At 27.4% G+C, this 12,602-nt stretch carries 12 protein-coding genes and 3 tRNA genes; 4 read left to right on the forward strand and 11 right to left on the reverse strand.

What is annotated here, in order from left to right:
* Positions 1-49: 49 nt before the first annotated feature.
* Positions 50-724, forward strand: coding sequence for a hypothetical protein (locus AVBRAN9331_RS00795; RefSeq protein WP_214115932.1), 675 nt, complete (start codon positions 50-52; stop codon positions 722-724).
* Positions 725-750: 26 nt separating this feature from the next.
* Here AVBRAN9331_RS00795 and pepT read toward each other — a convergent pair whose 3' ends face one another.
* The 11 genes from pepT to AVBRAN9331_RS00850 form a co-directional block, all read right to left on the reverse strand.
* Positions 751-1,953: a peptidase T gene (gene pepT, locus AVBRAN9331_RS00800; RefSeq protein WP_214115934.1), complete on the reverse strand. Its 1,203-nt coding sequence runs from the start codon at positions 1,951-1,953 to the stop codon at positions 751-753.
* Between the two features lie 2 nt (positions 1,954-1,955).
* A complete protein-coding gene (locus AVBRAN9331_RS00805) occupies positions 1,956-3,512 on the reverse strand; it encodes an AbgT family transporter (RefSeq protein WP_336612221.1) in 1,557 nt (518 codons plus the stop codon).
* Positions 3,513-3,659: 147 nt separating this feature from the next.
* Positions 3,660-3,744: transfer RNA gene (locus tag AVBRAN9331_RS00810), tRNA-Leu, on the reverse strand.
* Between the two features lie 4 nt (positions 3,745-3,748).
* Positions 3,749-3,825, reverse strand: a tRNA-Arg gene (locus tag AVBRAN9331_RS00815).
* A gap of 53 nt (positions 3,826-3,878) precedes the next feature.
* On the reverse strand, positions 3,879-4,949 hold the full coding sequence (locus AVBRAN9331_RS00820) for a GGDEF domain-containing protein (protein ID WP_336612222.1): 1,071 nt from the start codon (positions 4,947-4,949) through the stop codon (positions 3,879-3,881).
* The gene (locus AVBRAN9331_RS00825; RefSeq protein WP_214115941.1) at positions 4,946-6,016 is read right to left on the reverse strand and encodes a GGDEF domain-containing protein; all 1,071 of its coding nucleotides are present in this window, start codon (positions 6,014-6,016) and stop codon (positions 4,946-4,948) included. The genes AVBRAN9331_RS00820 and AVBRAN9331_RS00825 overlap by 4 nt, the downstream gene beginning before the upstream one ends.
* Positions 6,009-7,088: a GGDEF domain-containing protein gene (locus AVBRAN9331_RS00830; RefSeq protein ID WP_214115944.1), complete on the reverse strand. Its 1,080-nt coding sequence runs from the start codon at positions 7,086-7,088 to the stop codon at positions 6,009-6,011. The genes AVBRAN9331_RS00825 and AVBRAN9331_RS00830 overlap by 8 nt, the downstream gene beginning before the upstream one ends.
* A 2-nt stretch (positions 7,089-7,090) precedes the next feature.
* Positions 7,091-8,155 (reverse strand): GGDEF domain-containing protein, encoded by a 1,065-nt coding sequence (locus AVBRAN9331_RS00835; protein WP_214115946.1) that lies wholly within the window; start codon positions 8,153-8,155, stop codon positions 7,091-7,093.
* 76 nt (positions 8,156-8,231) lie between these two features.
* Positions 8,232-8,330, reverse strand: a tRNA-Sec gene (locus AVBRAN9331_RS00840).
* A 30-nt stretch (positions 8,331-8,360) separates the two neighbouring features.
* Positions 8,361-8,942, reverse strand: a complete 582-nt coding sequence (locus AVBRAN9331_RS00845) for a molybdenum cofactor guanylyltransferase (RefSeq protein WP_336612223.1) — start codon at positions 8,940-8,942, stop codon at positions 8,361-8,363.
* Positions 8,932-10,185, reverse strand: a complete 1,254-nt coding sequence (locus tag AVBRAN9331_RS00850; RefSeq protein ID WP_214115951.1) for a 3-isopropylmalate dehydratase large subunit — start codon at positions 10,183-10,185, stop codon at positions 8,932-8,934. Before AVBRAN9331_RS00850 ends, AVBRAN9331_RS00845 begins: the two co-directional genes overlap by 11 nt.
* 62 nt (positions 10,186-10,247) lie before the next feature.
* On the opposite strand from AVBRAN9331_RS00850, the gene AVBRAN9331_RS00855 reads away from it, so the two are divergent.
* The 3 genes from AVBRAN9331_RS00855 to AVBRAN9331_RS00865 are packed head-to-tail and all read left to right on the forward strand — an operon-like array spanning position 10,248 to position 12,577.
* Complete coding sequence (locus tag AVBRAN9331_RS00855) at positions 10,248-11,528, forward strand: NFACT RNA binding domain-containing protein (RefSeq protein WP_214115953.1); 1,281 nt, start codon at positions 10,248-10,250, stop codon at positions 11,526-11,528.
* Entirely contained in the window at positions 11,525-11,839 is a 315-nt protein-coding gene (locus AVBRAN9331_RS00860) for a hypothetical protein (RefSeq protein ID WP_336612224.1), read from the forward strand. Before AVBRAN9331_RS00855 ends, AVBRAN9331_RS00860 begins: the two co-directional genes overlap by 4 nt.
* A gap of 9 nt (positions 11,840-11,848) precedes the next feature.
* The gene (locus AVBRAN9331_RS00865; RefSeq protein WP_267524286.1) at positions 11,849-12,577 is read left to right on the forward strand and encodes a phosphatidate cytidylyltransferase; all 729 of its coding nucleotides are present in this window, start codon (positions 11,849-11,851) and stop codon (positions 12,575-12,577) included.
* The last annotated feature ends 25 nt before the right edge of the window (positions 12,578-12,602 follow it).

Consider the following 12,602-nt stretch of genomic DNA (forward strand, 5'->3'; position numbering starts at 1 on the left):
AATATAAAAATACAAATATAGAATTAACATTTTTTAAAAAGGAGATAATATGAAAAAAATTTTATCAACACTAATATGTGTAATCAGCCTAAACGCACAAAACTTCGTAGGTGCTGATTTTATGGTAGGAAAAGCTAAAGATTACGGGCTTAATTTAAGCGATAATGGTATTTATCAAGGAAGAATTTTTATAAATTCTTATAAACTTAGTAATTATGATAATGATTTTGTTTTTGGTGCAGATTTAAGCATTCACGACTTTGATTCAGAATATAAAAATAATATAGAAAGTGGCAAAATTTCAAGCACTTATACTGCTGTTAATGTATTGGGTGGTATTGGATTTTTTAATAATAATGTAGGAGTTAAATCAGGCTTTAATATCTTAGGTGGCTTAGGTCATGAAAAAATCAAAAGCAAAACTAATACTAAAGATTTAGTAGCTAATACTAATTTAATCAAATTAGGAGCTAGCACTATGAATATTTTTGATGAAGGATTAGTTGTTGAAGCTAGTGCTTTTGCAAAATTTTATTTAGATAATAAAAGAGATAAATTATTTAACGAGCAACAAAAAAGACTAAATTATGAAGCAAATCTTATGCTAGGTTATAAATTTACTCGCAATTTAGACGGCTTTTATGCAGGAATTAAAGCAAGTTATACAAATGATGTAATAGCTAAAGGTATTAGATACGGAGTTAATTTAGGATATAGTTTTTAAGAATTTAAAACTAGGAATTAAAATTCCTAGTTTGAATATATTTTTACTAAATTAAGTGCTACTTCATAAGATTTTTCAAGTGATTTAACAGGTAAAAACTCAAATCTTGAATGAAAATTATGCGCTCCTGTGAAAAAATTCGGGGTAAAAAGACCCTTTACACTCAACGCACTTCCATCAGTCCCACCACGCATAGCAATTGTATTTGCTTTAATATTTGATAATTCAAAAGCTTTATATAATTTATCTAAACTATCTTTATTATCATCGTTTAAAGCATCTTTTAGATTGTAATAAGTATCACTCATTTCTAGTTTAAAACTAGCTTTTTTATATTTATTTTGCATAAAATCAACGCAAGTTTTAATGTATTCTTTTTTCTCTTCAAACTTAGTTTTATCGTGGTCTCTTATATTTAAACACACACTAGCTTCGTTTTGATTTGAGTGCATTTCATTTATCCAAATATATCCATCTTTATCTTTAGTGTTTTCAGGGGTTTGTAATCTATCAAAAAGATTTATAAACTCATTTGCTAATAAAGTTGGATTTAGCATTATTTTATAAGCATTCATTGGGTGTGCTGATACACCTATTATATTAAGCTTTGCACTTGCTGCATTAAATGTCTCATACATTAATTCTCCAACCTCGCAACAATCAATAGTATAAGGATGAGTTGTCCTAAAATCATCTAAATTAAGCTGCTTTGAGCCTAAAAGCCCTATTTCTTCATCTGGCACAAAAGCTAAAAATATATCAGGATGATTAATATCACTATTTTTAAGAGTTTTAATTAAGTTCATAATAACAGCAATTGCAGCCTTATTATCAGCCCCTAAAACAGATGAGCCATCGCTAAAAATAATGTCTTCATTTAAATACTTCATAATTTCAGGGTGTTTAGAAATCTCTAAAACTGCCTTACCTAAATCTAAATCCTTGCCTTCAAATCTTAAAATCTTAGGATTTACACAAGGACTAAGCCCAACATCAATAGTATCAAGATGAGCTACAAAACCTAAGCTAGTCTTAGTTTTATCACCAGCTAAAAGTGCGGTTAAAATGCCATTATCATTTAGCTTAATTTCGCTAAGTCCTAAATTCTCTAGCTCACTTTTTAATAATTTCGCTAATTGCAACTGCCCTTCGCTAGTAGGAGTATTACTCTTACTAGCGTTGCTTTGAGATGAGATTTTTACATATTTTATAAAGTCTTCTACCAACATATCTAACCTTTAAAATTATAAACATAAGTAGTATCAAATCCTAACGGAAGACCTAAAGCCCAGAATATAAATAAACTACCAACTAAAGCTATCCATAAAGCAATACCAAATGGAAGCATTAATGAACTAAGTGTTCCAACTCCTGTTTTTTTATAATATTTTTGACAATAACCAATCACTAATGGGTAAAATGGAAACATAGGTGTCATAACATTTACTGCACTATCACTCGTCCTATATGCTGCTTGAGTAAGTTCAGGGCTAATTCCAAGTAACATTAACATAGGAACAAAAATAACGCTTAATATAGCCCATTTTGATGTAGCTGATGTAACAAAAATATTTAAAAAGCTTGTAAATATAATCACTCCTAAAATTGTAAAAACTGAAGGCATATTCATACTTTTTAATAATTCAGCTCCTGAAATTGCTAATAGAGTTGAAAGATTTGAAGTATTAAATACATATAAAAACTGCCCGCATACAAAACAAAATACAATAAAGGTAGTAAGAGTATTTAAACTACTAGCAGCCATTTTTGATAAATCACTTGATGTTTTTATAGAGCCACTGATTTTTCCATATACATATCCTGGAATTGCTAAGAATAAAAATACTAATGGAACAATAGCTTTCATTAAAGCTGCATCAGCACTAGTAAGTGAGCCATTAGCACCACGCATAACAGAATTCTCTGGGATTGATACAACAAATAATAATAAAGCCATAAATATAAATGTTAAAGTCGCTCCCCAATAAGCTTTATTTTCTTGTGAGCTTAATTTCTCATTTTCTAAATGAGCGATTTTACAATCACTATCAATAGGCATAGTTTTATTTAGCATAGGCTCAATAATTTTTGAGCTAACAAACCAACAAGCAGCAATTACGCTAAAGGTTGAAAAAATACTTAAAAAATAATTACACAATACATTTACGCTTATTTCAGGGTCAATTGTCCTTGCTGCTTTTTGAGTAAATTCTTGCATTAACGGATCAACTACACTTGGAATATAACTAGCACTAAACCCACCTGCAAGTGCAGCAAATGAAGTAGTAATTCCAGCTATTGGATGGCGACCTGCACTATAATACATAGCAGCTGCAATTGGCATTAAAAATACATAAGCACTATCTGATACTATATGACAAAATATAGAAATTAATATAACCACAGGAACAACAATGCTTTTTGGAACTATTCCTATCATTTTAATTAGTAATGCTCTAATATAACCACTGCCTTCTGCAATACTAACTCCTAAAGTAGCAACTAAAACTAATTGTAAAGCAGGAAAAGTTATAAAATTAACGCCTAATCTAACTATTAATTCAGTTAAATTATGAATTTCAAACATATTTTTAACTACAATTTTTTCGTGACTAACTGGATGAATATAAGAAAAGTCAATAAAACTTAATGCAAAACTTAAAATCATCACAATAAAAAATGCAATTAAAAAAAGAATTGTAATATCAGGTAATTTGTTTCCTAATACTTCAATTTTGTGTAAGATTTTTTCAAATCCATTTCGTTTGATTTGCTGGTTTTCTACCATTAAGGCTCCTTTTTGATAAAATGAAAGGACTTATGTTACAATAAAATCAGATTTTAAGCAAAGAAAATTAGCACTTTTATGTGTTAATGTAACTTTTCGTAACAAATATTAAAAATATAATTGAAAAAGTATAACTAAGATGATAAGTGGTGCGGATGAGAGGACTTGAACCTCCACGCATTGCTGCACCAGATCCTAAGTCTGGCGTGTCTGCCAATTTCACCACATCCGCTAAGTGGTACGCCCAAGAGGATTCGAACCTCTGACCTACGGCTTAGAAGGCCGTTGCTCTATCCAGCTGAGCTATGAACGCACACTAAAAATAAAAGCTGTATATTATCCTAATAAAATTAATTTTTGCTTAAATTAAATTATATTTTTTATTATTTTATTTCTACCTGTATTTTTAGCCTCATATAAACACTTATCAACTCTTGTTATATATTCATCTAAAATATTATTAGCAAAATTATCTTCTATAAAAACTAAACCTATACTAACGCTAGTAGTTAAGCTTTCAACAGAAAATGTAGAATTTGAATACTCTATTCTAAAATTCTCACAAGCATTTTCAAAATCTAAAGCAGATACGTTATAAGCTAATATTAAAAATTCTTCTCCACCCCATCTACAAATCAAATCAGTATATTCTCCAAAATGCTTTCTCATTAAATTTGCACAATTTTTTAATACTTCATCTCCCACACTATGTCCGTAAGTATCATTTACTTTTTTAAAATAATCAACATCTATTAAAGCAATACTTACCTTACTTTTAATATTTAAATCTTCAATACTATCTATAAAACACCATCTATTCATAAGTCTTGTTAAATAATCAAAATTTGCACTTTTATCAAGCTTTTTATTTATATTTTGTCTATTTTCTAATTCAATATATATTTGTTTTCTTAAAACACTTGATACAATTACGAAAATAGTTGATACTACAATCCCATTAAAACAATTAAAATAGAATTTAGAACTATCGCTAAATAAATATAAAGGTATATCTAAAGAATAATCATTCACACAAAAAAAATAATACATTGCCAAATAATAAATAAGTCCGAAAGTCGCTATTAAATATATAATGTATTTTTTCCTATAAATACCTATATAAAAATAAGATATTATAGGTAATATATAATATTCAAACCCATAACCCCACCCAAGATAATAAATTGAGCTAGCAGAAAAAACAAAACAAGAAAAAAAAGTAACATAAATACAAGCATTAAAATTATTACTCTTAACAAATACCAACGATACTAAAAATAATCCAGCTAGCATAAAATACGTTAAAAACAAATAAGGAATATCATTAATTATCATTATTAAAGCATATACTAAATTAAAAACTAAAATACCTTTCATAATTTTTTCAGCTTGTAAAACTTCTACTAGCTCATATTTTCTTTTTTCAAAATCTATCATATTTGTCCTAAAACTATAGTTTCTACTTTATTTTTACCTGATTTTTTACCACTATATAAGGCATTATCAGCTTGAGATAGCATATAATCTATACTTTCAAGTCTTAAAGAATAACAAATTCCAAAAGTAATTGTAGTTTTCCTAGCATTATAACCATCTTTATGAGTATAGTTAGCAAAATCTTCCCTAATCTCATTCATTAGTTCTTCACTTTCATCTATGCTAAGACCTGTTAATAGCATTAAAAACTCTTCTCCACCCCATCTAGCTACATAACTAGAAGCTCTTTTAGATATTTTATCTTTAATGATTTTTGCTGTATTTTTAAGAACAATATCTCCAAAATTATGACCGCACTCATCATTTAAACTCTTAAAATTATCAATATCACCTAAGACAATTACCATAGAACGAATCTGGTCTTTTTGAAAATAATTATGATATATATGTAAAATTTCATTCATTGCACGACGATTTAAAATATTTGTCAAATAATCATAATCAGCTTTATTTTGTAATTTAATGCTTTCTTTTTCTAATATTTTACTTTCATTCTCATCAATACTATGCGTATAAAATGAATAAAAAATAATTACAGAAGTAATATTTATAACATTAAATACATATACAAAAACCATATATTCGCTTTCAAAATCAGGAATATCTTTTGTAATAATTATTGTAACTATAAATAAAATAATTTCAAAAATACCAATAATCAAAGGATATTTAGAACTGCTAAAGTCATGAACATAGCCAAGAGATAAAAGTGCTATCATAACTATTAAAAAACCATATCCTTGCCCTAAAATATATGTGCAAATTGAACAAGACAGCAAAACAGAAGCATGTGTAAAATAAACAGCAATATTATGATATTTGTCAATTTTTAAAATAAAAATCGTAGCTACTAAAGCAATAAAAGCTTCAATAAACTTAATATTAACCATAGGATAAAGACCTAGAAAATAAAACACACTCCCATAAGTAGTATGGGTTATTGTTAGTAAAATCATTGTGATTTTTACTAATTGTCTTATATTATCTATCTTTCTAAATTCATTCATCTTCTATACGCTTTGCTTCTATCCTATTTCTACCGCTATTTTTTGCCATATACAATAATTCATCAACTTTTTTAATATAATTATCAAAATTACTATATGAAAAATCGCCATTTACATGCAAACAACCAACACTAGCACTTATCGTAAAATCGCCAGCACAGAATTTATTATTTTTTAGCTCTTTTCTAAAATTATTACACGCTTCATAAAATTCTTCTTCACTGCAACCTAATGCAAATACTAAGAATTCTTCCCCACCCCACCTAGCAATCATATCAGTGTATCTTGAAAAATTAAGCTTTATGCAACTTGCGGTTACTCTTAAAACTTCATCTCCAACACTATGCCCATAAGTATCATTAACTTTTTTAAAAAAATCTATATCTATTAAAGCAAAATGAAAATTCTTTTTATATTGAATTAAATGAATTTTTTCCATAAAAGCCCAACGATTTAGCAAATATGTAAGCGGGTCTGTAGAAGCATTAATACTTAAAACTTCATTTGCATTTTCTTTTGTCTCAATTGTTTTATAAACTTTAATTTTTAAAAAATACATAACAATTATAATTGTAAGACACGCAAATAAGCTATGAATAATATAAAATATGCCATTAATATTGTATCCAAGCACATATAATTGATTTTGTAAGGTATATTTATTAACTTCCATAAATATATACAATAATTCAAAAACTATACTCTCAAAAATTGCTAATGTATAGATAATTTTTCTATTTTCAAATTGACCTACATAACAAAAAGCTATACAAGGTATTAAAAAATATTGAGCTCCAAAACTCCAACCAAAATAAAGAACCATAAAAATAGCATAAACTATACAAACAAAATGCACCGTATATACTAAACTATTGACTTCTAATAAATCTAACTTTTTTAATGAATACAAATATATACAAGCTAAAAACAAATTAACAAACATAGGATAGTTATGACCTAACCAACCCATTAAAATAGATAATAAAAAATATAATGTTGAAAATATAATTAGTATATATCTAGCAATTTTTTTTGCTACAACTAAATCATCTTGATCTAAAAAACTTCCCATATCTAACCTAAATTAACTAACTTTACTCTATTTTTTCCAGAGTCTTTTGCACTATAAAGTGCTGCATCTGCTTTTGTTATTAATACATCTTTATTAATTAAATTTATAGAATAACTAACACCTATTGAAATAGTAACGCTAGTTTCATTTAAATTATCTTTAATTTGTAATTTTTCAATAGATTTTCTACTTTTTTCTAAAGAATTTAAAACATCATTGTAAGAGTAATTGCTAAATAGTATCAAAAATTCTTCTCCACCCCATCTAGCCACATAAGTATTTGTATTGTTTTCATATTCGTTTTTAAACACTTTAGAAACTTCTTTTAAAGCTAAATCTCCAAAATTATGACCATAAGTATCGTTTAAATGCTTGAAATTATCAATATCTCCTATTGCTAATGCTAAAGAATTTACTTCTTTATTTTTTAATTTTTCTAACATATTATCTAATATCTCATTCATAGCACGACGATTTAAAAGTGTGGTTAAATAATCATTTTCAGCTTTATATTGTAAGAATTCTTTTCTAGCATCAAGTTGCTTAATAATCTTGGCGTTTTCTCTATCATTTAGCCAAATATAAACTAGCAATGTAACTACCATAAATAAAAAATTAGCTATATTTATATATGGCATATAAGGATTTGGATAATTTGGAGTATCTTTTGTAATATAAAGCATTACAAAAAAAGCAGTCGCTTCTACAAGTCCTATACCTATTGGAACTAAGAAAGTATTGAAATTTTGTAAATATGCTAATGATAATAAAAGAACTATTATCATAGTAAAACCATAGCCCCATCCAAGATAATAAGTGCAATAACAACAAGAAAATAATATATCTAAATGCGCATATAAAGTAGCAATTGCATATCCCTTGTTTCTTATCAACACTACATAAGCTACTAATAAAGAAATAATAATTTGAATTAAGCTAGAAGGTAATAAGAAATATAGCCCCGTTAGAGTAAAACTAACAGCATATATAAGATGAACTAAGCCAATAATAACAACGGTAACTTTTATTATATATTCAAAATTATCAACTCTTCTAATCTCTTTCAACTTATTTTTCCTAAAACCATAAATCAAAAAATATTTTATAATTTAAACCTAAAATATTATTTAAAATTCCAAAACTTGGCTAGAGAGTGAAGGAATCGAACCCCCCGCAGAATAGTCAACTACCCCACCACAAGATTTGAAGTCTTAGGGCTACACCAGTAGGCCAAACTCTCCATAAAAAAGGCTTAGTTATAGCATAAAATGTTTAATATCTGTAACTTTTAATAAACTTTTCAAAATCACTTTTTGTATTCATATTTAAAAAAGCATTATCATTTTTAAAGCTTAAAGTAATTGCACCTGACTTTATAAAAAAATCTTTGATTTTGCAATTTTCATCTAATTCATCTAAATATTTTAAATCGCTCATCTTATAAAAACCACATAAAAAATGAGTTTTGATACTTTTTGCAACTACTGAACTTTTATATCTTTTATGTTTATAAAAAAGTCTTTTTATAGAGCTTTTATTAATTTTTACAAAATCAACTGCAATTACAAAAACAGAATTTGAATTAGGAATTTTAATATTTGTAAAAGTCTTTAAGCCATTAATCGGATGAAAATATTCATAATTATCTTTTAAAAATTTACATTTTAAATCACTTGGCTTAGCCTTAGCACAAAAATATATTTCATTAAATAAAGGCTGTAATTTTTCATATAAATAATTAATCAGGCTAATTTCACGCTTTTTATAAATAAAGCGTAAATTAGCCTTATCTTGCCCTATTCTACTTGATTTTCCACCACCTAAAATTAGGCAAACGCTATTTTTAAAGCTCATCAGGAGAACAAATATATCCTTTAATTGCACTAGCAGCCGCAATTGCACTATTTGCAAGATAAACTTCTGAAGTTCTCGCACCCATACGACCTACGAAATTTCTATTCGTAGTTGATATACAACGCTCTCCATCAGCTAAAATCCCCATATACCCACCTAAACAAGCACCACAAGTTGGATTACTTACAACTGCACCAGCACTAGCAAATATATCCATTAAGCCTTCTTTTTGAGCTTGTAAAGCAATTTTAGTTGTAGCTGGAGTAATTATCATTCTTACATCTGAATGAACTTTTTTATCTTTTAAAATACTCGCTGCAATTCTTAAATCACTTAGCCTTCCATTTGTGCATGAGCCTACAAATGCTTGGTCAATTTTTACCTTTTCACTTACAGCTTGTTTTATACTTTTACCATTACTTGGTAAGAACGGATATGCTACAACAGGGTCAAGCTTGTCTAAATCAATCTCAATTACTCTTTCATAAACAGCATTTGGCAAGTGGCTAAACTCAACGCCTTTTCTCTTTAAATTAACCGAGTTTAAAAACTCTCTTGTAACATTATCAACAGCACAAATTCCATTCTTTGCACCTGCTTCAATCGCCATATTACATAAACTAAAACGGCTATCCATATCAAGCTCTTCAATTCCAAAAAACTCTAATGATTTATATAAAGCCCCATCAACGCCTAAAATTCTAATAATTTCTAAAATTAAATCTTTTCCATAAACCCAAGGCTTTAATTTTCCACGAAACTGCACTTTAATAGCACTTGGCACTTTAAACCAGTTTTTACCTGTTATCATTGCATACGCTAAATCAGTGCTTCCCATTCCAGTAGCAAATGCTCCTAAAGCTCCGTGCGTACAGGTATGACTATCTGCACCAATTATCACATCACCTGGACTAATCAGTCCATTTTCAGGTAAAAGTGCGTGTTCAATACCCATATTTTTTTCATCAAAAAGATATTTTAAATTATGTTCTTTTGCAAAATCTCTACTAATTTTTGCTTGATTTGCACTTAGAATATCTTTTGCAGGAATATAGTGGTCAAGCACAATTGCAAAGCCATCAGGATTAGCTAATTTTGTAGCACCACTTTTTTTAAATTGTTTAATAGAAATTGGAGTTGTAATATCATTTCCTATTACCATATCAATAGGACAATCAATAATCTCACCTGCTTTTACTTCTTTTCCTATATGATGAGCAAATATTTGTTCTGTTAAAGTCATAGATTTCCCTTTTTTTCTAATTTTATTAATTTTAGCCGTTAAAATTAATAAAAGGATTAAAAATGAATTATTATGATTTAGTGCAAATTAAAGATTATTTAAAGCAATATAAAAAGATAAATCGTGCGTATAGAATAAATGATAATTGCTTATGTATTGAGTTTAAAGATAAATTATATTTTGATTTAACCAAGGGCAAAAGTGCAATTTATAGTGGTAATTTATATGCTAAAGATTATACTAGTCCATTTGATTTACAACTTAAAAAAATGCTTTTTAACGCAAGTATTTTAGATATTAAAGTGCCTATAAATAATAGGATTTTAGAGTTTAAACTAGCCTTAGCTCACGCTTATAAAAAAATGGAATTTTATTTAATACTTGAGTTTTCAGGAAAATTTACAAATGCACTAATCTTAGATGATAAAAGAAATATAATAAGTGCCTTAAGATACGGCAAAAACAACCTTAGAGATATTTTACAAAATGAACCTTACATAGATTTAGAACCTACAAAAATCACTGAAAAAAATATAAAAATTGAAGATTTTAAAATTTATTTCGCAAATATTTTTGCAAGTCTTCAAAACGAGAAATTAAACTCATTAAAGGCTCAAAAAATAATGGAAAATGATAAAAAAATTGAAAAATTAGAGCTTTTAATAAATTCTTTAGAAGATGAAGAATTGCTAAACAAAAAAGCACTTTATGAATACGCAAAAGGCGATGCACTAAAAGAAAACTTATATAAAATCAAAGATTACGAAAGAGAATTTGAAATAGGAATTTATAAATATTCTTTAATCAACTCTGCAAAATATGAGCTAAATAATATTTATAAAAACGCTAAAAAATTAAGCCAAAAAGCAAAAAATATAAGCATAGAAAAAGATAATCTAAACGAAAAAATAAATGCTTTAAATAGCCTAAAACAAGCAATAATTTGCACAAAAGATGAAGTATTTTTACGCTCATTATTCGCAAAAAACAATAAAAAAGGCAAAACCCAGCAAAATCCAAACATATTAAATTTTTATGTAAATGATTACAAAATTAGCGTAGGACTTAATGAAAACGCTAATGAATATTTGCTAAAAAATAGCAAAAAAGATGATTTATGGTTTCATTTAAAGGATTTAAAAGGCTCTCATGTAATAATTTCAAGCAACAAAAAAAGCTATGATATAGATTTAATCTATCATGCTGCAAGTCTTTGTGCTTGTTATTCTGGTAAAAAAGAAGGTAATTTTTTAGTAGATTTTACAAAAAGAGCAAATGTAAAAATTATTGAAAAAGCATTCGTTAATTATGTTAATTACGATACTATAAAGGTTTTTTTATGAGTGTAAATAATATTGGAAATATAAATTATATAAATCAAAATCAAGGCGTAGCGATTGATAATCACGCAAAACATAATGCAAAAATGTTTGCTGATGAGCAAATTACTTTAGTTACGCCAGAAGTTAATGTAATAGAAGAAAGTAGCGAAAGCTCAAAAACAAACACAAATCTTGATGATGAAAAATCATATCAAGAAGAACGCCCTAAAAAAGAGCATAAAAGAGCTAATTTTTTCGGTGTTACGATAGAAGAAGATGAAGAAATTGAAGAAATAAAAGAAAGCGATAGGCTTTTTGATAAACTTGTTTAAGGAGTATTTATGTTGAATGAAAAAATAAAAACAGGCTTAATTTTTGCAATAATTGCAGTAATTTTTCTAGCGATAAATTCTTATTATTTATGGCTAATAATATTTTTATTAGCTAGTGGCATTGGATATTTTGAAGCTTGTAAATTATTTGATACTAAAAATAATTATTTAATTTTAGCCTTAGGATTGATATTAGGAATTTATACTCAAATGCCTGTGGTTTCTATGATTTTTGCTATTTTAGTTCTTGCTTCTTTTTTAGCATACAAACAAGGAGATTTAAAAGAAATTCTACCATTTATTTATGCAGGAATTGGAATTAGCTTTATTTTTGAAACTTATATTAGATTTGAATTAAGTGGCTTTATTTGGTTGCTTTTAAGCGTTGTTTTATGTGATAGTTTTGCTTATTTTGTAGGTAAAAAATATGGAAAAACTAGCTTTAGTCCAAGTTCTCCTAATAAGACTTTAGAAGGAGTAATCGGCGGAATTATCATTAGCACAATAATTTCAAGCATTTATGCTAGTTTTGTTTATAGTGAAATTGGCTTTTTTGGAGTTTTATTTTTATCATTTTTAATGGCGTTTTTTGCTGTATTTGGAGATTTATTTGAAAGCTATTTAAAACGCTTAGCTAAGGTTAAAGATAGTGGGGAGCTTTTCCCTGGACATGGCGGAGTATTAGATAGAGTTGATGCTTTGATTTTTGCTAGTATTATTATGGTGGTATTCTTATGAGCTTTACTATAAATCCAACAAAACC

It is taken from the genome of Campylobacter sp. RM9331 (genome assembly GCF_020137685.1).
Lineage (GTDB): Bacteria > Campylobacterota > Campylobacteria > Campylobacterales > Campylobacteraceae > Campylobacter_E.